This window comes from Sporosarcina sp. FSL K6-6792, assembly GCF_038004885.1.
GTDB classification, from domain to species: domain Bacteria; phylum Bacillota; class Bacilli; order Bacillales_A; family Planococcaceae; genus Sporosarcina; species Sporosarcina psychrophila.
In genome coordinates this window covers 1,264,547-1,289,348 of the sequence record NZ_JBBOSA010000001.1, presented here as the reverse complement: position 1 = coordinate 1,289,348, position 24,802 = coordinate 1,264,547, and the positions used below count along the sequence as shown (strand labels likewise).

Sequence of the window (24,802 nt, the reverse complement as noted above, 5' to 3'; positions counted from 1 at the left end):
CTGGTGCAGAATCCCTTTTTTGTACCCTAACATTTACGTATAATAAGACACGAAATTATCTTCCAATTCAACTGAATGGAGGATTTTTTATTATGACGAAAAAGACAGGATTATTTGATGTGGATGTCACACTGACAACCAAAGAGCTTACCACTTCTATTAAAGGGGTGAAGGCAACTACCGCTCACTACAAGCTCTTTTCGGAAGCTTTAGGAACTATTATCAACCAAATGCAGGTGAGCGGCTATCGCCCTCGTACTTTGAAGGATTACGATACGATCCTGCATAACTTTACAAAGAGTACAGGGATTACCTATTTAGAAGAAGTTACAGTAGATACTATCTACTCGTGGTTAGATTCCATGCAGGTAGTAAATCAAACAAAGTTAACACGTTTAAAGGTTGTGAAGTCGTTCTTAGGTAAGTGCATTAACAATGGTTGGTTGAAAGTGAACTTTTGGCACTCTATCAACGTTAAAGTAGATAAAAAGGTGAAGAAGGGTGCTAAACCAAATGATATTGCTATCCTTATCTCATTAATTGATAAAAGTACCTTTATTGGTCTCAGGGATGTGACGGCTGTTTTAACCATGTATAAAACGGGTATTCGTATTAATACTTTGGGGCAGCTTGAAGAAAAGCACATTGACTTTGACAATAAAGTGCTTGTTCTAAATGGAGCGATATTGAAAAATCACCAACTACTTAAATTGCCGCTCAATGACCAACTTATACAACTTTATCGGGTGCTAATCAAACAGAATATAAAAGTAAGAGAATATTACGGGGAAAGCAATACCAATATATTCATTTCAACAAAGGGGACATCGTTAAATACGAAATCAACAAACAATGCAATCTCAAAGCAGCTAACTAAATATGCAAAACGGTTTGAACTAGAAAACATCAATGCGCACGCTATTAGAAGAGCCTACGCAAAGAATTTACATGATAATGGAGCAAGTATAGCCCTTATTAGTAAAGCACTTGGACATAGCGATTTAGCCGTAACAACACAATACTTAGATCTAGATGTGGAAGAAGTAGCATCCAACTTAAGGGAATACCTATGATTATTAGCAACGACATTTTACTGTAGATGTGATTGCAATTCATGCCAATTAGGTTTTTATGAAGAATAAACGCATGGTTGGAATTGAATTCAAAACTGTTTAGACCGCCCTAGCATTAAAGTGGATGGGATTATCCCCTCAAAGACACCACGCCGACCAGAAACGACTACAGAATGGTTTAGATGCACAATTTTGGGTGGTTTGTTGGATTGTAATTAAATCTAGTCCAATAATGATCTTGTAGAATCGAACTAATATGGAAGTTAAAAGAGATAGGCATCCCCTATCTCTTTTAATTTTTTGGCTGGATTTAACGACCTTGTCCATGACCCATTAATGAATACGCCTTGATTAACAACCCTTGAAATCCTTGTTACAAATGGTTTTAGCAATTGTTCTATCATAAATACATAGTATTGTTTTGTTTATCACATAACATTTAGAATTTTATTTTACAAACAAGTAATAATTGTAGAATCTATGGAAACTTTTAAAGTCTAATAGTTTAGATGTTGAATCGATTTATGGTTAAATTAGTAATATAAGGTTCTAATTTAGCTAGGAGGAACGAATTATGGAACGGTCAGATGAAATATTCAATCGAATTATTCAGCAACAGAAAGCGATGCAAATGGCTTTGGAGAGTCCAATGAAGCAGCTACAACAGCAACAGAAAGCGATGCAAATGGCTTTGGAGAGTCCAATGAAGCAGTTGCAACAGCAACAGAAAGCGATTCGCAATAGTATTAGTGCCTCTTTTATGAATGCATATAAAGTAAATTCATTTAGTATTGATGGTGGAATAGCGGTATTAGATAACATTGTTGAAGATATACAAGGAGATTCAAATAGTGCTACTCTCTCAACTCAGTATAGTTTGGATTTATCAGAAATTCTGAATGACTTCATAGAATCATATTGGAAACTTGCTAGTCTGTTTAAGAATGGTTATAACGCAATAACTAATAATAATGCTCTATTACAATTAACTACATTAATCGGGTTGATAGGTTCGATAATTACGATAGTTTCTACAACTCAAGGGAATAGCGTAGACGTAGATATTCACATTCATAATAATTTTGAGGAAGTTAAAGTTAAAACGGAAAAATATGGAAAAAAGGTGGATATATACATTGAGAAAAAAGAGTTACCTTTAGAGCCGAATAGTCAAGATGATGATAAATGGGTGTCGGGTGGAGATAGAACATAAATTCAATCAAGAATATTATGTTGTTGGCATGTTGTCCCTTCAAACGGCTGTGATAGTTATGTACGTTTTGGATGCGGTAAAGCTCCATACCTTTGCTTTTAGCATAGTTAGTGTAAGCCCTCTGAGCATCAGTACAGAGCGTACTATCAGCTTATAATTTTGAATCTAGGCTTTTCGTCCTAGCCCAAGGACATCTGTATAAGCAGCTTTTTTACAGTGCTGCTTACTTATCAAAGGGATGGTTGAACAAAGGACGGAAAGAAATGTCGTCTAGGAGACACTCTGTTCCAAAGCTCGGGAAAGAAGTGTGTCCTAGCGCACACTATTTTCTGAATCTTGGAAAGAAGTGTGTTCTAGGACACACTATTTTGTACTGTAAGAAGAGAGATAAACTTAATCATAATGATAATAATAAGAAGAGAGAGATATTAGCCCCCGAGGTTTCGGGAACTATTAAATGGATAGGGTTGCTTCGTTTTTCTTGTTCAACAAAAAAACAAATCCTTAATGAGAAGTTAGATGACTCTTAAGGTTCATTTTCGATCAAATAGCACAGCGGTAAGCTGTAATGGAACTGATAACTGCATTTAGCTCCCTAACTCTTGAGAATTGCGAGGTTAGATAGTTTAACTTTACATTTGTAATACCGAAGTCCAATTATGCTCATAAGGAAAGTTAGCACATCAATCCACACAATCATGGTGTGAAAAATTCCGATACGAGACGGATATTTGATACTTTTTAACCAATGAAATAACTAAAACTATTAGTATTTGTAATGCAAATCACGAAAGGCATTTTATGTAATCCAGAACTAGCTAGAGGCATCAAATACTAAAGCTTAATATCAAAAATAAATCACTGCCAATTTTTTCATGGAAGTTCGAAAATCATGCGCAAACCATTGATACTGTTGGGCTGAGAGCGATTTACTGTGTTACTTCAACAGTAGAGTTTATGTGTGATAGAATAAAGAGCATTCGCTTTGCTCATTGCTATCGCCTCCCTACGGTCGTTGCTGAGCCGCTCCCTACGGTCACTTCACCACCTAAAGGTGGCGACTCTATCAAGCTCAAACTTTAAAATGAAGATATTAAAAGCCTTAAAGTACTTGTAATATCAAGGATTTTAAGGAAGGAAAAATCGTGCAACCTTTGACGTAATATAAATATATACCCCTTAATTATATTACGACAAAAGTTGCACGGTTTTAATCAATCCAAATCATTAGCGAAAACCTAAATTAAGTATGTAAGGAGTGAATTAAATGTGGTGTATCTGATGCACCACCTCTATTGAAAAGGAAGATGTATAGTGGAAAAAGTATTTACATTAGCAGGGTTAGTTAAGCAGTACGGAACGGAAGTTCAAGAGGTATCATTCAAGAAGAATGGAAATCTAAATATACGTTCATTTGATTCAATAATCAAATCAGTTGAGCAAGATTGGGAATCCATCGTAGTTGAAGGAAGAGGCTCTAAGCGTATCATCACATGCAGTGGAAGACGTGAAGTTAAAGCTATGAAAAAGGATGGACGTGTTAGAAGTGGAAGAGAACAAGTTGAACATAGAATTCCGATGGACATAATTGTAGCGGCTCACTTAGAATATGATATGACTGAGCAAGCAAGTATGAGCCTAGGAAAATGGGCAGTTGAATTTGGACTCATCACTAAGCTTGAATATGACCTATTGTGTTCTAGACACAGCAGTAAGGTACGTCAGAAGCACATTGATCTGGCTATTAAGAGTAGCATTATTGATGAAGACCAATTGAAGCTATTAGATGAGTTTACACAGTATTGCATCGAGATATATAGGCAATTAGCTAAGACCTTAGAGCATATGAAGAAATGTGGTATCATCCTATTTTATGAAAACTGGAAATGCTATGGTAACACAGGTAAAATAAACATTTGCCCCGAAACAATGAAACGTATTCAGAAGGTTAGACGAGACTTAATGAAGAAGCATGATGTTGTTGAATTTAATTTAATTGCACACCGTAACGCTAAGAAGGTAAAGGACTTCAAACGTGAGTGGAAACAGGCACTAGCAGAAGTTAAAGACGAATTTGACAATGTCCTAGGCATTGAGTTTTACTGGAGAGAATACGCTGTGATATTGAAGGCTACAAGCAAAGCAGTACAGCGATATCTTGAAACGTATTGTGTCGGCGCATTAGAATCTTATGTGAATGATAAAGATCTGTTCATTAAAGAAAACGAAGCAGATTATATGCTAAAGCGTCAAACTAATATCATGAAGAAGGCTGAGAGACGCCACAAGCAGAAGCTTAAGGAGTACAAGGAGCAGAAGATTGAGTTTGCCACTCCAGAAAATGAAGAAGTGATTAGACATTTCTACACACAGCGGGAACTTGAGGATATTTTTGCTGGATATGACCTAGGTGTTAAGAAGTTACATCTGCAGAATCTGTATATGGAGCGGATGGGGCAGTTATTTGACTTGTACAGCTTAAAAGTCTATAGCAATGAATAATACTTCGAGGAGGGTCTCTTAATTGAGGCTCTCCTTTTTTGCATATTGGATGTGGGTCGTAATTTAATAACATCGTTATACACACTAATAAAACCCGTCTTTTATATAGTCAGATACAACTTTAACCACGCTAATTGATGAGGGATTTCTTACTATGCAGTAGAAATGTATATAATGTGAATATTCAAACAGGTTTTTCGGGAATTGCATTTGAGAGGCAGTCTGGTGTGGTATAATTTTCCTTGATGAGAAGTACATGTGGGTCACTTTAAGAGAGTGAGTGAATGGGGCAATCAACGTAAAAAAACTACTAGATGGATTTGATTTAAATCCCTTCACTACTTCTCTATTCGTATTAGATCATAGAAAAAGGAGGAATTACACATGAACAATCAAAAATTATTGACAATCAAAGAACTAGCGCAGGTAATTACGGAAAATGGTTACAAGATAGGTGTAAGAAATTTGTTCAAGAAGTTGCATGAATGGGAAATGATTTGGGTGACTGCTAATAATAGAAAAGAGCCGACACGCCAATCAATCAAAGATGGATATCTTGAAAAGGGCAAATCAGAAGGCATGGATACGTTTGGTCGAGGGCAGACAACAGTTGTTGTAATGGCGACTGAAAAGGGGCAGGAATATATATTAGATAGGTTAATGAAAGAATTAGATTGATGTGTTGTATACAGACCACAGGACGTATTAAAGTTATTGTTATATTTCTTATTCCTTTGGGTATATCTATCACAAAACCATCAAAGCTAAAATATACTTAATCAGTTAGGGGACCAATGAATATGGCGAAAGGCGATATAAGTAGATTTCCATTGTCATCCAATGGTCATGAAGTTTACGATGTAGTTTATGTAGGAGAGATTATACCACAGTACATGAGTAATGATATTTCGAATATATTGCTAAATGAATATGTCTTTGTCTTCAGTACTATGTTGCGTGGGTGTAAAGGTTCTAGTTTTTATGGGCATGTGGAGATTGATTTTATGAGGCATGAATTAATATCTTCTTTCAATGGACGAATTAGGGAGAGAGGTAGTTTTCATGTTTTGGATAAGGAAAATTTAAATATTAATGAGTTTCTTGAAATTGTTCAAGAAGATACAGAATATGGTAAGCAGATTATAGCGAATTTAAGAAGTCAGAGTATTTCGGATTCTGATGGGAATGTTACATATATAAGAGATTTTAGAGTTAGCCTTGTGAAGGAAAATAACCATAATGGGTTTGCTAATTTGCCGAAACTTGAACTTGGTCCAGAATTTGAAGCTAAACTGAAATGGGATTTGGCGAGAAAGCACTTAGATTACCTAGATACTGGTTCAAGTGTTTTGCTGGGACTTGTAAATCTGAACCATAGTGAGTCGGAGCATTCAGAATCAATTAATAAAGTGCGAGAAATAGTGGAACAAGAAGAAGAATTAGCAAAGGTGGAACATAAAAGGGCTTTTAACAATTACCTGAGTATTAGGAGTAACTTGATGTATATATGTAAGGGTACAGAAGGTTTATGATAGTTCAATTGATACATTAGGGATTAGGTGAAAAAACCTGATCCCTTTTTTATATGTAGAATACGGTTACATCTGGTCTCAGAAGGAGGAAGAACAACATAGAGCAAAGAATGGATAGAACACCAAATTCCACAATACTGCTACGTCATAGTCGTAACTTAGCAGTATTGACTATAGAATACGAATGTGATAGATTCAACCTATTACCGTAGTCATAACACATGACCATAAGTGAAGGAGAAATATCATGACAATTTACGGATATGCGAGGGTTTCGGGTACATCTCAAGACTTAGAAGGACAGATTGCTGAACTAAGAGAAAGGGGTCACTGCACAGCTATTTACAATGAAAAGTTTACGGGAACAACAGCAGATAGAAAAGAGTTCCAAAAACTATTATCAGAAATGAAATCGGGCGACACGCTAACGGTTACAAAATTGGATAGGTTTGCACGGACAGCAGAAGACGGAATTTCCCATATCAAAGAATTAATGCGGAAAGGAATCAAGGTAAATATTCTAAACATGGGCATGGTCGAGGATACAGCAATGGGCAGATTAATGCTTACTATATTATCTGGATTTGCAGAGTTTGAACGAGACATGATCGTTGAACGTTTGGCAGAAGGGAAAGCCATTGCGAAGTTGAATCCAGACTTCAAAGAAGGACGTCCGAAGAAGTTCTCTAATAAGCAAATAGATCATGCCATGAAGTTACTTGAAACTGAATCATTCACTGAAGTGGAAAAGGTTACAGGGATCAGCCGAAGCACTTTGACGAGAGCAAGGAGGAGTCTTAAACGGGAAGAAGTTATTTATGATCAAATGTAAGGGGAGGTAGTGTTTTATTGATGGATAGCTATTCTTTACGATTTCACCATTAAGTTTCCCAACAGTTCTATCTCGAATCTTCTATATACAATGACCACTGTGCAATAGTTTTATACTGCAATGATAAGGGGAGTTGTATATACTGAATAGTAGGTCATTGGTGCGTGGAAAGAGGAGGCGACTTCTGTTTACGTTGAAATGATAGGCTCTATTTGAGGATTGTGTTAATTTTCTTCTTCACCTAACGGGCGCAGTTGTTGTATAAGGGATGTGCTTTAGACGGGCAATTATGTCGAACAAATTCAAAGTGAAATTAATTGACTAGTTTTAGAACATTGCTCTAACCGTGATATATACAAGGAAAAGAGTAATTGGGGGAGGGGTTAATTTTATGAGGTCTATCAATGATGAAAAAAGCATAAATGAGGGGAAGTCTGTTAGATTCTTTGAAGGTGTTATAGAAGATTATGGTTGGAAGTATAGAAGACAAGAGAAAGACAATGATATCGATGGTGAGATTGAGATTTTTTCAAAGGAGAGAGAAACAACTGCTAAAATTATTAAGGTACAACTAAAAGCTACTACTAATCTTAAGTACAAAGAAGATAAAGTGGTCTTTGATGCTCCAGTAAAGTTTCTAAAGTTTTGTGATGTATGTGATATACCAACCATCTTAGTTGTTTATGACGTAGAACAAAAAAGAGGTTTCTGGCTATGGAGTCAACAGTATATCTCTCAGACATTAGACAACTTTAACTCTACTTGGCGTGATAATACTTCAAAAGTAACTGTACATATTCCCTTAATGAATGAGGTTTTAGAAGAAGAGAGTTTTTATAGAAAAATAAAGGAGATTTCACATAAAGGGATAAATGAAATACAACAGTTAAGGAAGAGAGACACGAGTGGGTATTACTATACAATCCTAGAAGAGAAAGATATGTCTAATGCAAAGAAACGAATCAGTGCTAAGGTTTATATAGAACGATCTTTTGCAACTTCAAAGGATTCCATGGTAGAGCTTATAAAGAAAATAAACGAAAAGATTAAAAATAATTATTACGATAAAGGTGTTTGGAAAAGTAAAATGAGCCTCTCCACACCAGACTATATATGGATTTATTTCTATGATGACCTTATTCAGTATGAACATGGTCTTCCTTTTTGTAGATCAGAATGGGCTAATGGAGATAATCCGTTTTTGCTTCTTAAGAATCGGGATAAATTACAACAAATACAGGAAAACATGAAGGTGAGCTGGGAACATAACAAAACACTAGATAAATTTTTATTAGAAAATCAGATTTCTAAAAATGACTACTTAAGGGAAGTGTTAGATACTATTTACTTCACTCTTGAAGAACTTAAAATACTCGAAAGGGATTTTAGGGAGGATAAAGCAAAATTTTATAAGTGTATAAGTGAAAAGAGTAACGAATACACAAGCAAATACTTATTGCTAAGCGATGTAATTCCACCTTATGAGTGTAAAACCTTGAATGAAGAGCTTAATTATGCGTTGGCGGACATAGATAATTTAGCTATCGAGATTAATAATGGACAAACTAATGAGGCTTATATTTCTTCTCATTATATATCTAAGTTTATACATCATTTGATTACGCTAAATAATGAAGTTGAAAAAATAAGATAAAAGGTTGGACTTCATTGAAAGAAAGGAAAGAGTCTAAAGCTATTCAAAAGAACCCATTGATAATAGTTCAAGAAACGGGCGCTTTAGTTCAATAAGGAATTGAATACTGGTCTTGGGATATGTGAAGCGGTAGAAATTGTTTCATATGTTGAAATATATTCGGAAATAGAGCATCGGTGCTATAAACCGATGCTTTTTAGGTTGTATTTGAGGGCGTTATTGGTAATAACATTAAGCGACTCACAAGAGATGTACAACTTGATAAACGGCAGACATAACGAATCTAAACTAGATTCAGTCATGATATATATCGGAAGTTTTGGCTTTCCAAACGTCATTTTAGAATATGTAGACGTATCAGAAGGCGATGACAAGCTACTCAAACGTTATAGGAAGCGAATGGCTCACTGTGACTGTATTAACAGGAAGCATAGCAATACAGCACGTCCCGAACTGCAACAGATATTATCGGAATTACAAGAAGTTGATGTAGTACTTCGACATGAGATATCTTGTTTGTCCCATTCAGTAAAAGACTTGCTTACTATGAGTATTAAAGAGAAAGGAGCTTCTCTAAAGTCGCTGAATGAATCATGGCTAGATGCATCAAGTGAAAACCCTGTGAATAAATTCCTGCTTAATGTCTTTGGCGACTTAGCACAGTTAGAGAGGGGTTTAACCTTGCAATGCCAAAGAGAGGGAATCGAGATTTCTAAGAAGGAAGGGAAATTTAAAGGTCGAAAATTAGAGGTTACATTAGGTGGAAAGAAATCAAAGAAAGCCTTACAAGCTCTTGAATGGTATCAAGGAGTAAAGTCTGTGCGATACATGTAAGACGTTATCAATTGGTACTGGAACGTTGTAGAGGCTGTTGTAGTGGGTGGGTCTAGGTTAGTGGTCACAATTAAATCGAAACAAGGTTTCATATGTAATAAGATACAGCAATTATTAATGATTTGACTAATTAGCTTTGATGATAACTCTGTTTGACTAATTCAAATTAACGGAGATGTCAATATCATGTTTTGATTTGATCATATTCCCATGTGAAATAAGTTTCACAAAAGTATTCATTCATTTTATGTTAACTGCATGTTTCCCAAGGGAGATTATTCAAGTTCTAGAATGGCATTAAAAGATTCATGTAACCCATTGATTATATGTATTAGTAATTGGTATCCAAGTAGTGTAGTTCCATCGAACCTATCTTCGTTATTGCAATAAATTAGAGCTGCTTCTAATTAAATACCGCAACAGATGTTAGAGAATTACTAAGCTTATTAAATGGTATGAATTAGGATTAGTGAATAGGAGATAGCTTATCAAGAAATGTTATAAAGGTCGGTTTAATAACTACCCCAACTAGGCAAGGGCGGCATGTTCAAATACAGTATGCATAGGCGGGGTAATTACCACATTTACATCCTGCCTTTACTAGCTAAAGGGCGGTAGTAGGTATATCCACACAGTATAAAAATAAGTGAATTGTCGAAACTAGAAGGATTTTTAGGGCTTTTGTAGAATGTTTATACTGAATGGAATAATGAAGAGGGAGTAAAATGGCTATTCATCAGCCGCCTATAGATTACATAGATATTCCTGCAGTAACAATACTAATTATCGAGTTGTTTCTGAAAGAGTCATATTATTATAATAATTGGAGGAAAATATATTGTTAAAGTTAAGCAATGAATCATTAGAATGGGCGTTAAAACATATCGAGGCTTACGGTGATACAGATATATTCCCAGTTCCTTTTGAATATGAAGCAATAAGGTATTTGTGGGAAAAAGACACAAGGGAATTGCCGAATGGCTCAACATTAAAGGAATATTTAAGAGAGCAAGATATGCTAAAGTGGAGTGTAAGGGACTTTAGAAGAAGTCTAACACCAAAACATAAGTATGGTTTTCGATTATCAACCCAATTAGACCCATTGGATACATTAGTTTATCATGCCCTAGTTTATGAGATAGGTAGAGACATAGAATCAAAAAGGATTCCTATAGACAAAAATGTTGTTTTTTCCTGTAGGTTTAATCCTAATGAAGAAGGTAGAATGTTTGATACGGAAATTAATTATGGAGGATTTCTGAACTATTGCGAAACAAAAGTTGATGAGTTAATAGGGGATGACAGTATCAAATATATAGTTGTCGCAGATATTGCAGACTTTTTTCCTAGGCTATATCTTCATCCGTTGGAAAATGCTTTAAGTTCTTCTACAACTAAGACCAACCACGCCCGTGCAATAAAACGTTTATTAAACAATTGGAATTATAGCATTTCATACGGAATACCAGTTGGGCAAGATGCATCCAGGTTATTAGCTGAACTTACTCTTCATGATATAGATGAAGGATTGCTTAGTGAAGGTGTGGATTTTTGTAGGTATGTTGATGATTTTCGTATATTTTGCTCTACTGAAAAAGAAGCTTATCAACAGTTAGCGTTGTTAGCGGAAATGTTGTTTGAGAATCATGGTTTAACTTTACAACAACACAAAACTAGGATAGTATCTGTGGATGAATTTAGAAGGGAATACTTAAAATCAGAGAAGTCTATTGAGGTTCAGAGATTATCAGATAAGTTTTTAGAAATACTACAGGAAATGGGAATAGAAGACCCCTATGGAGAAATTAATTATGAAATATTACCACCTGAAATTCAGCAACAAATAGATAATTTAAACCTTGAAGCGATTCTCCAAGAGCAAATTGATTCAGAAATTGTTGATGCCAAAGTAATCGGATTTACTTTGAGAAGAATGACTCAATTAAAAAATGCTGATGCGTTGGATTTAGTTTTAGAAAATATCGACAAACTATATATAGCTTTTAAACATATTCTTGTATATGTTAATGAATTAGAATTAAATGATCAGCAGAAGGAAGTAGTGAGTGAAAAATTATTTAGGATATTAGATGATTCCATTGTTGGTCATTTGGAATATCATAGAATGTGGATTTTTAATACATTTAGCAATGGAAAAGGTTGGAATATCGCTAATCTGGCGGCACGCTATAATGAATATTTCGATGACTTTTCAAGAAGGAAAATAATATTAGCACTTGGTCAAGCAAATCAACAATCATGGTTTAAGACTAGGAAGAGAAACATCATGCAATTACCTAATTGGCAAAGAAGGGCATTTTTAGCTTCTGCTAATTGTCTTCCTGGAGATGAAGCCAGTCACTGGTATCGCTCTATCTTACCTAGATTGGACGTTTTGGAGATAGCGGTTGTAAAGTGGGCTGAAAGTAGATAGTCATTGACATGTTACGGTAATTTGTGGGAACACTTCACAAGAAGCTACAATTGGTTTACAATAGGAAGAATAAAGAAATATCGAGAAGTGGTATTCCTATAATGAAATTATGAATGAACGGCTCTACGACAGCGTTATGCACTCCAAAACGCAGCATCTGTTGCAGCGATGTTCTTGACTACTGAAGCAGTTATTGTCATTACTATAAATATATTTTTAAGGAGAGTCCTTATTTTGAGGATTCTCTTTTTATTATGCAGCCATATGGTATATACTAGTCCTCAGAAGGTCTTATTTCAGAATCTGAGGGTTACATTAAAGACGTAAAATAGGGTGTATTATATTTGTTGAATAGATTCTCTTTAAAGACAAGAAAAGTAGGTGAACAAAGTGGGGAAATATCAATTGGATACCAAAGGTAAGGCAGCTGTGACGAAGTATCATGAAAAACACAAGCCTGCCAAATTTGATAAAAAGCAGCAACTTGAAAAAATACGTGCGGAGTATTTGAAAAATAAGCAAAAACAAACAGATAAATAAAAGGAAGATATAGCGCTCCTACGAAGGCAAATGTATGGTGTGTTCAAAAGAGCGTATAGAACAAGTTCAGGCGGTTGAGAAGCAAGAGAATACGTGTAGCAATGAGGCGAGGTAACCAAGTGTTTATCTCGTTTTTTATTTGTATTGTCAAAACAGATAATGCCATCTGAGAACATCCTGTGAGCGTTCTTATGCTTTGATGTTGACTTGCTTTCATTGTTTCTCCTTAAGAGCGCAAACAGAGCTTATTGTGGAAATAGGGGGACGTATCCGATATTGAGGAAGAGTATCTTCCTATATAAAAGTGACCTCATACACCCACTAATTGAAGTTGCTAACGTAACGAACTGAGCTTTGCAATAGGCTTGTATAATGTTATCATTGGTTCAAAGATAGTTTCGGTCTAAAAACGTAATTTGACCGAATCCCTAGTAGAGTTAAAAAACGTCTCAAATTGTTGGTATGACTGTGTTGTCTCAGTAGCTCAGCTGGATAGAGCAACGGCCTTCTAAGCCGTCGGTCGGGGGTTCGAATCCCTCCTGGGACATAATGTAATAAAATTAATTTGAATAAAAAACACCTGAAACATTGTTAATTCAATGTTTCAGGTGTTTTTTATTTGCTGAGAGCCTGGTTGAATTTGATTGTTTTGAACAGTAACTACGCGGATTTCTAACACGACAATTGATTAGCGCGTTTCGACACTATGCTTTTGAAAGAAATATCGATTGATATGTTGTTTATAAAGTTTGAATTTAGAAGTCAGATTTCGTTCATCTTTTTTTATACAAAAAGAATAGTGACATCAGTTGCCGACAAAAACGAAATTGATGTGTACTGTGTTTATTGTCCACAAACCGTTGAATACTATTAGTTTGACCCTAAACGATTTGATAAGTCATAAGTTTGAGAGTAGAAGTGCCGAAAAATAATCAGGCCCACAATGTGATTATCGCGAGGTTCCTAGTGTTTAGCTAAGCCGTCGGTGGGGTGACGAATCCCTCCTTGGGCATTGAAAAAAGATGTATGAATTACATCAGATCAGTCTTTTTAGTAAGTAGGGTAAAAGAACAGGATACCAACTGTACTGTTTTATCTCCATTTGTAAACGAATTGCCGGAAGAGGGTCGTGCAGTTGCTGTAGCTTGGAGAGAGATATTCTTAGAACTTGTAGATAGAGAATAAAATCTGATCATAAATAAAAAGTGGACGCAAGTTTTTTATAACTTGCGTCCACTGCTATTTAATAAGCAATAAAACATCACCAATTGTAATATAGATATTTCCATCTATTTCAACTGTTTCACTATATTTCTCTTCAAGAAAATTATGCCACGCTCCTAAACTACTGTTTATTCTTTTTTAAAATGAATTGACCACTCTAAAAAGAATATGTTACTGTGTATATGAGTATAAACAGTATAACAGTTAAGAAAGGGTGTTTATATATGAATGAATGGAAAGAAGCATACAGGCTCGCAGCTTTTGAAATAAAGGCTTCAATAAAAAGCTTTCTACTAATCCTGATTTTCTATATCGTGATGAGCCTGATTTTCATGCTGTCGTTCGATGTTTACCTGGAAGGCGAATTCAAATTCTTTGATTTTATGTTCATGCTGATTTTCTTCATGTTCCCGACCTGGATGAAGGGTAAGGAATTCCAGATGCAGAAGATGGATGGGGATTTATGGACAGCGCCCTCAATCATCATGCTGCAGCAGCTGCCGATCTCGAAAAACATCATCGTCAAAAGCCGCTTCATCATTCATGCATTCTGTTCATTTCCGTTCCAGTTGGTTCTGTTCATCGCGATGCCGCTGATGTCGGAGAATTTCCGGGACATGATGACGCCTATCGCTTACATTGCATTCCTGCTGATTTGGCTGGGCTTATCGATTGCAGTCGGCTTTATCATGGCGGCGAGCGAAGCGGGAGGAAATTTCAATACGAGTACCATCGTAAAATCGTTTATTTACTTGGTGATTGGCGCCGTTGCACTTTATTTCATGTTCCCGCTTTTATCAGAGGACGGCTTTATCTACTGGACGATGTCGCTTGCAACTGAATGGACACTGCTGTCAGTCATCGTGGCTATTGTCTTAAGCATTGCGGGCTGTAAATACTGGCAAGCGGATATGAGAAAAACCATGAAGAAAACGGAATATCTGTGAGAGGGGGGCTGGATTTTGCTGCCGATACGCTTATCCAAAGATTCTCGTGAACCGATTTATCACCAGATTGAAAAGCAGCTGAAAGCACTGATTGCGGGAGGCCATTTGCCTGCAGGAACGCCGCTTCCGTCAATCAGGGTGCTGTCGAAAGACCTGGAGATTAGCGTCATCACGATACGTCGCGCCTATCAGGACCTGGAGTCACAGGGCTTCATCGAAACAGCCCAGGGCAAAGGGACTTTTGTCGCAGAAATACAGAACTCCATGAAACAGGAAACAATGACGGCTTCCGTCCAAACGGAATTCGAACGGGCCATCCGCAACGCGATGGATTACGACTATACTGTCGATGAAATCAAAACGGTTTTTGAAGAGACTTTAGAAAAACTTGCGAAAGGGGAATGACAATGCAGCCATGGATTGAAATAAAAGACGCGAATAAAAAGATTGATGATTTTCAGCTCGGGCCTATCAGCCTAGTGATTGAGCCGGGGACCATCACGGCGCTGGTCGGCAATAACGGCTCTGGCAAAAGCACCTTGCTGAAGCTGATTATGAATCTGGCGAATCTGGACGGAGGAGGGATTAGGGTTTTCGGTAAATCGGTCGACGGGAAAGACGAAAGTTGGAAAAGGCATGTCACGTACCAACCGCAAAACACTGTCGGCTGGAACGCCTATACAGGAGAGGACCTGAAAAGGCTGATTGCCCCTTTATATACGAAATGGGATGAGAAGCTTTTTGAACGCATGATCCAGCTGTTCAACATCCCGCTCGATAAGCGTTTCGGCAAATTATCGCCAGGTCTCCAGCAGAAGCTGAGCCTGTCGCTCGCATTGCCGCGGAATACTGATATCCTGATTCTCGATGAACCTACCGTCTCACTTGACATCCCATCAAAAAAACAATTCATGGATTTGCTTGTCGAATGGATGGAAAAGGAGGACCGTGCTGTCATCCTGACAACTCATCAGCCGGAGGATCTTCAGAAACTGGCGGATTACTTGTTTCTGATGAAGGACGGACAGGCGATCGGCTGGTATGAGAAAGACATGCTCGCTGCGGGATTCCGCCGCTATTGGCTCAAAGAAATGCCGGCGGTGGGAGTACCGGGTGAGCTTTCCCGTTCCGGAAACGAGCTGATATCAGATAATCCTGACACAACGGAACAGTATTTCACGCAACACGAACACAGTGTCATTGATGTCAAAGCCTTGGAACTGGAAGAAATCATCAGCCTTCTGCTGAAGTAGAGAACTAAGAGAGGATGAGAGAAATGGAAACAATGCTTACTGTAGAAGGATTAGGAAAATCCTTCAAGGACAAGAAGATTGTCTCAAATATTTCCTTCGAAGTGAAAAAAGGGGAGATTATGGCGCTACTCGGACCGAACGGGGCGGGGAAATCGACGACAATCCGCAATATCATGGGCATCTTGTATCCCGATGAAGGTACGATTGCTTTCCGGAATCGCTCTACGAAAGATATCCCGCGTGATAAAATTGGCTATCTGCCGGAAGAGCGGGGGCTCTACAAAAACGTCAAGGTCATGGACATTCTGCTGTATCTTGCGGACCTGAAGGATTATCCGCTGGACCGCGCTAAAGAACGCGCGCTCGAGTACTTGAAAAAGTTTGGCCTAGAGGGCAAGGATAAAGTATCGGTCGAGGAGTTGTCGAAAGGGATGGGGCAGAAAGTCCAGTTTATCGCCTCCATTCTTCATGAACCGGAACTGCTGATTCTGGATGAGCCGTTCTCAGGTCTTGATCCGGTCAGCCAGGAGCTGTTCAAAGAAGAAATACGTTCACTGGCCAAAAAAGGCACGGCGATTCTATTGTCTTCGCATCAGATGAACCTTGTCGAAGAGATGGCGGACCGGCTGTTCTTGATTCACCGCGGCACGAAAGTGATCTACGGGACCCTGAGTGATGTCAAAAAGGAATATGCTAATTTCAAATGCACGATCAACGGCAGCAACAGCCGCAACAGCCGCAGCCTGCTTGAAAACCTGCCGGAAGTCGAGCGGGTCGAACAGAATGGGGCAACGGCTGTGCTTTATCTCACAAAACATGTGCAACCCGCTGTCTGGCTGAAAAATCTTCCAGATGAACTCGACATTCAGGAACTATCGATCGACCGGATTTCGCTCCATGAAATCTTCATAGATATCGCCACGGACAAGAATCTTTTGAAGGAAGTGGGTGAGTTGCATGCGTAACACGATGAAAGTCGCCAAATGGGAAATCAAACGCAATATGAAAAGCAAGTCGTTCATCATCGGCCTATTCCTGACACCAATCATCTTCCTAGCATTTTTCCTGCTGCCAGACCTGTTCAGTTCGGATGATGAAGCAGCGACAACGACAGTCTACGTCAATGACCAGCTCGGGGTCTACGGACAATTGGAAGCAGCGGTAGCAAATACCGAATGGCAGATGGAACAGACAGACACCACAGAACAGGAAGCCACCTCAGCGCTGGAAGGCAAAGAAGACGCTGCGTATATCTTCATCGACGAACAGGCAATTGAAACCGGAAAAGTTGCAGTTTACACGCATGAAGATACGAGTTCAGCCTTCATGGATGAAGTCCAGATCCTCGGTGGTCCACTACAGATGCTGCAGATCGAACAGCTCGGCCTGACACAGGAAGAAGCGGCAGTTGTCGCGCAGGGAGTCGTCTTTGAAGATGCTTCAGAAAAACCGGAAGAAGGCGGCCTGTTCAGTGAAAACATGCTGGAACGTGTGATTCCAGGAGCATTTGCCGCTGTCGTCATGCTGTCAATTGTCTTCACCGGAATGGCAATCTTCCAAAGCGCGTCCCAGGAGAAGAAAGACAAAATTGCTGAGATTATTCTGTCGTCTTTAACGCCTGCAGAACTGATGCAAGGCAAGATCATCGGCTATTTTGTCCTCGGTATCATCCAGGTCGTTGTCTATATTGTCATCGCGCTGCCGGTGCTCATCTGGAAAATCGATTTTCCGATTATTGAGTATCTGTTAGTGCCCGAACTTCTAGTGCTAATATTCATTTCTATCCTCGGATACCTGCTCTATGCGGCGCTATTCGTCGGAATCGGTGCCACAATGGCTGATATCTCGACAGCGGGGAATTTCCAGGGCATGGTCATGATGTTACCATTCAGCCCATTCCTTTTCATTGGACCAGTCTTCAGCGATCCAAGCGGATTCTGGGCGCAGCTTGGAAGCTATATCCCGTTTACATCACCTGGCGTTCTCATTATGCGCCTGTCACTTCTTGAAGAATGGCCGTGGGTGCAAATCATTATCGCCATCGGAATTCTTGTCGTCAGCGTCTGGGTCTTCATGAAACTTGCGGGCAAAGTCTTCAAGATTGGCATCCTGATGTATGGCAAGAACGCTACACCGGGCGAAATCTGGAAATGGATTCGGGCGTAAAAAGATAGAACTTGCTATTCAATATCTATTAACCTAATAAATTATAGTATAGAAAACTTTCTTACACATGTGTTGATTAACTAAAAATAACCAATAAATAACTTAATGGACTACTAGGCGCTCGGTGCATAGTTGCTTCTGGCTCGCTTTGGATTGAACAACTTCTATATATAACTGAGCTATTTTGATGTATAGGAATGCGACTTCGCCGCATACCTATACATCTTTTTCAGTTATCGATTGGTGGTCGTTCATCCGTCGCGCCCCAAAGGCAAAGGTACACGAAGTGCTAATGCTTTTGGGAACAAGGGAATGGAGGGTTCCTAACTGGGTAAAAAGCCGCCAAAGATGTAATTTTGGCGGCTGAAGCTTTCTTTATGGTCTTTTCTTATTTTAGGAAGTGTCACTTTCTATAGGAGCTTACATGATGTTGAGTTTAAGCCTTATTTAAAAACACATTGTGCAATGTACCAGAGTGCCCGAAATTACATCTTCGGGCACTGATACCTGTTGAAAAAGGTAGCTCTTCTGAAAATGGGTTTTCAACCTTTTGCTTACCTGTTATTTATGCAAGAAAATGGTTAATCAACAGACGTGATTTTCTTATTAAGTAAGGTGGAGAGATTGACCCTTTGTAATCTCAACTGTAAATTGCCGAGGAACTGTGCTAATTCCAAAAGTATTCACGTAAAGACGTCAAACCCTTTTGATAAGGTTTTGACGTTTTTTTGTCCGGATAAACGCTGTTTCAAATACAAGATTTTAGGCAAAGAACGAAATGTATTATGTGGAAATAAAGAAAGCTGTACTTCTTAAGGGGACAGATGTGAAATTTCGGAGATTTTGAAAAAAGCGGGGTCTTAAACTAATTCTCCGCTGTCGAGAACAATAAATACAGTCCGATTAAAGTTTTTTATTTACCGTAAAATTCTGGATGGGGTAAAAACCATCCAGAATTTTGGTGAGTAATGAAAAACATGAAACTCACGATTTTGTCTCGATTATTAATGATTTTTTAGCCAATAGTACAGGGATGTTACTGGTACTGACCAAGGATAGAGAAGAAGCGGGTGACGAATTGATGGAATACCTTTTCAGATGGCGAAAGCTCTCGAGTTGCGGGGCTAATGATTCCAACGGTTCTTCGAATGATTGGTGTTTCTATTGGTATTTTAACTGTAAATCGTGGTGTAGAATCGTAAAAAGAGCTTTCGGGTAAAATAGTTACACCGATACCTGCTGCTACTAACCCTTTGATGGCATCCATATCTTCTCCTTCTGATGAAGTTTTCGGTGTGAACCCAACGCTATTACATGCTTCTACTGCAATTTTTTTAAGTACATATCCTTCTGGAAATAATATGAAATCATCGTTTCTTAAATCAATAAGTTGTAGCTTCTCACGTTTTGCAAAGGGGTGATTGGAAGGTAAAAGTACAGAGAAATTTTCAGTAAATAATATAGATGTGTTGATCGAGTCATCTTTTGGAGGAAGTGGTCCTAAAAAGGCAAGATTTAGTTCCCTTTTATTCACAGCATCGATCAAATAATTATATGATCCTTGACGTAAATGAAACGCTACATTGGGATATTCTTTTTTAAACGCTGAAATGACAGTAGGTAATAAGTGACCAGCTAAACTAGTAGGAAATCCAATTTTGATAGTCCCTTTATCTGGATCTAAATATTCGTCTATTTGTTTTTTCGCATAATCAATCGCTTGCAAAGCAGAAATGCTATGTTCTGAAAAAATCTTACCAATTTGTGTTAACTTCACATTTCTACCAACACGTTCAAATAATTCTACTCCAAGTTCATCTTCTAAATTTGCAATTTGTCTACTTACAGCTGATTGGGCTACATGCAAATGAATAGCTGCTTCTGAAATATGTTCACGTTCTGCTACTTCGATAAAGTACCTCAACTGGCGTATTTCCATACTTCCCTCCTAATCTATCTCAAAAACAGATCATTTATATCCAAATTATATATTGTTTGTATTAGTTTGAAAACATATAATATTAGTAAGTTACTTTTTATGGAAAATGGAGGGGTTCAAATGACATTTCATCAATTACCGAAAGCACAGGGCATGTATGATCCAACGTTTGAACATGACGCATGCGGGATAGGTTTATATGCACATATAAAAGGAAATGCAACACATAATATCGTAGAAAAAGGATTAGAAATGTTATGTCGACTTGATCACCGTGCGGGACGTGGAAGCGATGGTCAAACGGGTGATGGTGCAGGACTGATGGTGCAGATACCAGATGTTTATTTTCGTGTTGTGTGTAATGAATGGGATTTGCCGGAAAAAGGAGCTTATGGCGTAGGAATGCTATTTTTTACAGACAATAATGAAGAACGTGCGGGCATTGAACAAAAAATTAACGACATGATTATTGCGCAAGGGCAAGAACTCATCGGGTGGAGGACAGTTCCAATTAACGCTAGTGTTCTAAGTGAAAAAGCAAAAGAGACAGTACCAGTCGTTCGTCAAGTATTCATCAGAGCAATAAACGCAACTGATTCACTTGCATTTGAACGTAAATTATATATCATTCGAAAACAAGTGGAGCACTGGGCACTACAACAGGATAAAAAATTCTATTGTGCAAGTCTGTCAAGTCAGACAATCGTCTATAAAGGATTACTTACTCCCAAAGAGGTGAATCTTTTTTACGTGGATCTTCAAGATGAGTTATTTACATCTGCCTTTTCATTAGTACATTCTCGCTATAGTACCAATACATTTCCAAGTTGGGAAAGAGCACATCCAAACAGATATATTGTTCATAACGGCGAAATAAATACATTACGTGGAAATATTAACTGGATGAAAGCACGGGAACAACAATTTGTATCAGAAGCATTTGGGGAGGATCTTCCAAAACTTTTGCCAATCATTGATACAAATGGGAGCGACTCTTCCATGTTAGATAATGCATTTGAATTTTTTGTACTTGCTGGTAGAAAACCAGCTCACGCTGCCATGATGTTAATACCAGAACCTTGGACAGAAAACCCTCATATAACTGAGGAGAAAAAGGCTTTCTATTCTTATCACAGCAGTTTAATGGAGCCATGGGATGGACCAACAGCTATTTCATTTACAGATGGGAAACAAATTGGGGCAATTTTAGATCGCAATGGTTTACGACCAGCTCGGTACTATGTGACAAAAGATGATTATATTATTTTCTCTTCTGAAGTAGGGGTAGTAGATGTAGAAGAAGAAAATATTTTATACAAAGAACGTTTAACCCCTGGAAGAATGCTACTTGTTGATTTAGAACAAGGTCGTATTATTTCAGACGAAGAAATTAAATCAGATATGGCAAATGCATTACCTTACCAACAATGGTTAGACGAAAATTTAGTAACTATTACATCTGAAATGGAAGAACCAGAGCAAATAGATGATTTGTTGTTCAAACAAAAAGCATTTGGCTACACATATGAAGATATTCAAAAATACATGATTCCGATTGCGTTAGATGGCAAAGACCCAATTGGATCAATGGGGAATGATACACCACTAGCCGTTTTATCAGATCGACCACAATCGTTATTTAATTATTTTAAACAGCTCTTTGCACAAGTAACAAATCCACCAATAGATTCAATTCGTGAGCATATTGTGACATCTACAATGACGCTACTTGGAGCAGAAGGAGATTTACTGCATCCAAATCGATCTAATAGCGAACGAATCTTTTTAGAAACACCTATTTTAACAAATAGCCAGTCTAGCCAATTAAACGATATGAAATCAAACAAATTCCGAAGTGCAACTATAGATTTAACTATGTCTGCAAATTTAGAAATCGATTTATGTCATGTTTCTAAACAAGCGGATGAATATATAGCACAAGGGATAGCCTTGCTCATACTTTCCGACCGACTGTTGGATGTAAAGCAATCTACAATTCCAGTCCTACTAGCTGCAAGTAGCCTCCATCAACATTTACTTCGCACAGGAAATCGAACGAAGGTAAGTATTATTGTGGAATCTGGTGAAGCAAGAGAAGTACATCAATTTGCTGCTCTGATTGGATTTGGGGTAGATGCGATTAATCCATATCTTGCTTATGCAACGATTGCAGAAGCAATCGAAGAAGGGCATATTGATAGTAGTTATGCAGTAGCGGTTGCGAAATATAGTAAAGGTATTGCAGATGGTGTAGTGAAAGTAATGTCGAAAATGGGTATTTCAACTGTTCAAAGTTATCGCGGAGCTCAAATTTTTGAAGCGGTAGGGATTAGTAAAGAAGTGATTGAACGTTATTTTACAGGAACCGTTTCTCAATTAGGAGGTATTAATCTAGAAACGATTGTGGAAGAAGCGCATAAAAGACATCAAGCAGCTGTAGATTCCACTGGGGTTTCTTTAGATTCAGGTAGCGATTTCCAGTGGAGAAGTACTGGTGAACATCATGCATTTAATCCAAAAACGATCCACACACTTCAGTGGGCTACTCGAAAAGGGGATTACGGTTTATATAGACAATATGCAGAAATGGCAAATGAAGAGCGTATTGGATTTTTACGTAATTTATTGACATTTAAAAAAGATGTTAAATGTATTCCACTGGAAGAAGTCGAGTCTGTAGATTCCATTGTCAAACGATTTAAAACGGGAGCGATGTCGTTTGGTTCATTAAGCAAAGAAGCCCATGAAACACTTGCTATTGCGATGAATCGTCTAGGTGGTAAAAGTAATAGCGGAGAAGGTGGAGAACATCCTAGCCGTTATGAACTAGATGACAATGGAGATAACCGAAGAAGTGCCATTAAACAAATAGCGTCTGGTCGATTTGGAGTGAAAAGTCATTATTTAGTGCAGGCAGATGAACTGCAAATTAAAATGGCGCAAGGTGCGAAACCGGGCGAAGGTGGTCAGTTACCAGGTAATAAAGTATACCCATGGGTAGCCGATGTTCGTGGATCGACAACTGGAGTTGGATTAATATCTCCACCTCCACATCATGATATTTATTCGATTGAAGATATGGCGCAATTAATTCATGACTTAAAAAATGCGAATAGAACTGCTCGTATTAGTGTGAAACTAGTGGCGAAATCGGGTGTTGGAACGATTGCTGCTGGGGTGGCAAAAGGTGCAGCAGATGTGATTGTCATTAGTGGATATGACGGTGGAACAGGTGCATCTCCTAAAACAAGCATTAAACATACGGGACTACCTTGGGAGCTAGGACTCGCAGAAGCACATCAAACATTAATATTAAACGGTTTACGTGATAAAGTGAGACTGGAAACGGATGGGAAATTGATGACTGGTAAAGACGTTGTAATGGCTGCCTTACTTGGAGCTGAGGAGTATGGATTTGCAACAGCTCCATTAATCGTCTTAGGCTGTATTATGATGCGTGCGTGTCATCTAGACACTTGTCCAGTCGGGATTGCGACTCAAAATCCGGAACTTCGCAATAAATTCACAGGAAGTGCTGATTATGTTGTGAATTTCATGAAATTCGTAGCGGAAGAAGTTCGTGAGTATATGGCGTTACTTGGATTCAGAACTGTAGAAGAAATGGTGGGACGTGCGGATGTGCTAGAAGTTAGTGATCGTGCAAAAGAACATTGGAAAGCAAAACAATTGGATTTAACGGCGTTGCTTTATCAGCCAGAGGGAGCACGTACGTTTAAAATTCCACAAAATCATAAAATAGAACAATCATTTGACTTACGTGAATTATTACCAAAAGTAGAACATGCTATTCTAAGTGAATCCAAAGTGGAATTGAATTATCCAATTGCAAACACGGACCGTGTAGTAGGCACGATTATTGGAAGCGAAATATCCAAACTATATGGTGCTAGAGGATTAGCCCACGATTCGATCACACTTCGATTTACTGGAGCAGCCGGGCAAAGTTTTGGTGCGTTTATACCAAAAGGGATGTCTATGTATGTAACAGGGGATGTAAATGATTATTTTGGCAAAGGATTATCTGGTGGAAAACTGATTGTCACTGCACCTATTCAAGGTGTTGCTGAAGAAAATGTTATTGCTGGAAATGTTGCGCTATACGGTGCAACAAGTGGAACTGCATTTATAAATGGACGTGCTGGAGAGCGCTTTGCAGTTCGAAATAGTGGAGTAGATGTTGTCGTAGAAGGCATCGGGGATCATGGCTGTGAATATATGACAGGTGGTCGTGCTGTCATATTAGGGGATGTTGGGAAAAATTTCGGTGCAGGAATGTCTGGCGGAATTGCGTATGTACTTGTTGATGACTTGGACGGATTCAAACAAAAATGTAACACAGAAATGATTGGATTTGAACGAATTGAATTATCAGAAGAAAAACATGCGATTCGCCAGTTAATTATGGATCATTATTATTATACGAAAAGCACGAAAGCTATGAACATACTAGATAAATGGGAGGAAAATGTTCAAAGATTTGTAAAGGTCGTGCCAAATGATTATAAGAAAATGCTCGAAAAAATCGCTGACTTTAAAAGAGATGGTTTAACGGATGATGCAGCTGCAATGCAAGCATTTTTAGCAACTTCCGTGAACGCAGAAATAAAGCTACTCACGCTTGTGAAAAAATAAGAGAGG

17 protein-coding genes, 1 tRNA gene and 2 pseudogenes are annotated in these 24,802 nt (G+C 38.2%); 18 read left to right on the top strand and 2 right to left on the bottom strand.

What is annotated here, in order from left to right; all coding sequences use genetic code 11:
- The first annotated feature begins 92 nt into the window (after positions 1–92).
- Entirely contained in the window at positions 93–1,073 is a 981-nt protein-coding gene (locus MKZ26_RS06155) for a tyrosine-type recombinase/integrase (RefSeq protein WP_340765142.1), read from the top strand.
- A gap of 574 nt (positions 1,074–1,647) precedes the next feature.
- Positions 1,648–2,286 carry a hypothetical protein gene (locus tag MKZ26_RS06150; protein WP_340765140.1) on the top strand — a complete coding sequence of 213 codons (639 nt, stop codon included), beginning with the start codon at positions 1,648–1,650 and terminating at the stop codon, positions 2,284–2,286.
- A gap of 34 nt (positions 2,287–2,320) precedes the next feature.
- Here the strand turns inward: MKZ26_RS06150 and MKZ26_RS06145 are convergent.
- Positions 2,321–2,431, bottom strand: a pseudogene (locus tag MKZ26_RS06145) (IS1595 family transposase); the annotation flags it as partial.
- A 1,169-nt stretch (positions 2,432–3,600) separates the two neighbouring features.
- On the opposite strand from MKZ26_RS06145, the gene MKZ26_RS06140 reads away from it, so the two are divergent.
- From MKZ26_RS06140 to MKZ26_RS06075, 15 genes and pseudogenes are all read left to right on the top strand, one after another.
- The gene (locus MKZ26_RS06140) at positions 3,601–4,788 is read left to right on the top strand and encodes a hypothetical protein (protein ID WP_340765138.1); all 1,188 of its coding nucleotides are present in this window, start codon (positions 3,601–3,603) and stop codon (positions 4,786–4,788) included.
- A 384-nt stretch (positions 4,789–5,172) separates the two neighbouring features.
- Complete coding sequence (locus MKZ26_RS06135; RefSeq protein WP_340765134.1) at positions 5,173–5,466, top strand: phage antirepressor KilAC domain-containing protein; 294 nt, start codon at positions 5,173–5,175, stop codon at positions 5,464–5,466.
- 122 nt (positions 5,467–5,588) lie between these two features.
- Positions 5,589–6,320 carry a hypothetical protein gene (locus MKZ26_RS06130; RefSeq protein ID WP_340765132.1) on the top strand — a complete coding sequence of 244 codons (732 nt, stop codon included), beginning with the start codon at positions 5,589–5,591 and terminating at the stop codon, positions 6,318–6,320.
- Positions 6,321–6,567: 247 nt separating this feature from the next.
- Positions 6,568–7,152 (top strand): recombinase family protein, encoded by a 585-nt coding sequence (locus tag MKZ26_RS06125; RefSeq protein ID WP_340765130.1) that lies wholly within the window; start codon positions 6,568–6,570, stop codon positions 7,150–7,152.
- A gap of 391 nt (positions 7,153–7,543) precedes the next feature.
- Positions 7,544–8,806 (top strand): DUF4365 domain-containing protein, encoded by a 1,263-nt coding sequence (locus tag MKZ26_RS06120; RefSeq protein ID WP_340765128.1) that lies wholly within the window; start codon positions 7,544–7,546, stop codon positions 8,804–8,806.
- Between the two features lie 219 nt (positions 8,807–9,025).
- On the top strand, positions 9,026–9,640 hold the full coding sequence (locus MKZ26_RS06115) for a recombinase family protein (RefSeq protein WP_340765125.1): 615 nt from the start codon (positions 9,026–9,028) through the stop codon (positions 9,638–9,640).
- Between the two features lie 838 nt (positions 9,641–10,478).
- The gene (locus MKZ26_RS06110) at positions 10,479–12,074 is read left to right on the top strand and encodes an RNA-directed DNA polymerase (protein ID WP_340765123.1); all 1,596 of its coding nucleotides are present in this window, start codon (positions 10,479–10,481) and stop codon (positions 12,072–12,074) included.
- 132 nt (positions 12,075–12,206) lie between these two features.
- Positions 12,207–12,401, top strand: a pseudogene (locus MKZ26_RS22330) (hypothetical protein); the annotation flags it as partial.
- 63 nt (positions 12,402–12,464) lie between these two features.
- A complete protein-coding gene (locus tag MKZ26_RS06105; protein ID WP_340765120.1) occupies positions 12,465–12,614 on the top strand; it encodes a hypothetical protein in 150 nt (49 codons plus the stop codon).
- Between the two features lie 473 nt (positions 12,615–13,087).
- Positions 13,088–13,161, top strand: a tRNA-Arg gene (locus MKZ26_RS06100).
- 901 nt (positions 13,162–14,062) lie between these two features.
- Positions 14,063–14,785, top strand: a complete 723-nt coding sequence (locus MKZ26_RS06095; RefSeq protein WP_340765118.1) for a hypothetical protein — start codon at positions 14,063–14,065, stop codon at positions 14,783–14,785.
- A 12-nt stretch (positions 14,786–14,797) separates the two neighbouring features.
- Positions 14,798–15,190 carry a GntR family transcriptional regulator gene (locus MKZ26_RS06090; protein WP_445683456.1) on the top strand — a complete coding sequence of 131 codons (393 nt, stop codon included), beginning with the start codon at positions 14,798–14,800 and terminating at the stop codon, positions 15,188–15,190.
- Between the two features lie 2 nt (positions 15,191–15,192).
- A complete protein-coding gene (locus MKZ26_RS06085) occupies positions 15,193–16,038 on the top strand; it encodes an ABC transporter ATP-binding protein (RefSeq protein ID WP_340765114.1) in 846 nt (281 codons plus the stop codon).
- 23 nt (positions 16,039–16,061) lie between these two features.
- Entirely contained in the window at positions 16,062–17,003 is a 942-nt protein-coding gene (locus MKZ26_RS06080) for an ABC transporter ATP-binding protein (protein ID WP_340765112.1), read from the top strand.
- Positions 16,996–18,204 carry an ABC transporter permease gene (locus tag MKZ26_RS06075; protein WP_187047403.1) on the top strand — a complete coding sequence of 403 codons (1,209 nt, stop codon included), beginning with the start codon at positions 16,996–16,998 and terminating at the stop codon, positions 18,202–18,204. The genes MKZ26_RS06080 and MKZ26_RS06075 overlap by 8 nt, the downstream gene beginning before the upstream one ends.
- A gap of 1,036 nt (positions 18,205–19,240) precedes the next feature.
- Here MKZ26_RS06075 and MKZ26_RS06070 read toward each other — a convergent pair.
- Positions 19,241–20,143 carry a LysR family transcriptional regulator gene (locus MKZ26_RS06070; protein ID WP_067207950.1) on the bottom strand — a complete coding sequence of 301 codons (903 nt, stop codon included), beginning with the start codon at positions 20,141–20,143 and terminating at the stop codon, positions 19,241–19,243.
- A 120-nt stretch (positions 20,144–20,263) separates the two neighbouring features.
- On the opposite strand from MKZ26_RS06070, the gene gltB reads away from it, so the two are divergent.
- Complete coding sequence (gene gltB, locus MKZ26_RS06065) at positions 20,264–24,796, top strand: glutamate synthase large subunit (RefSeq protein WP_340765110.1); 4,533 nt, start codon at positions 20,264–20,266, stop codon at positions 24,794–24,796.
- The last annotated feature ends 6 nt before the right edge of the window (positions 24,797–24,802 follow it).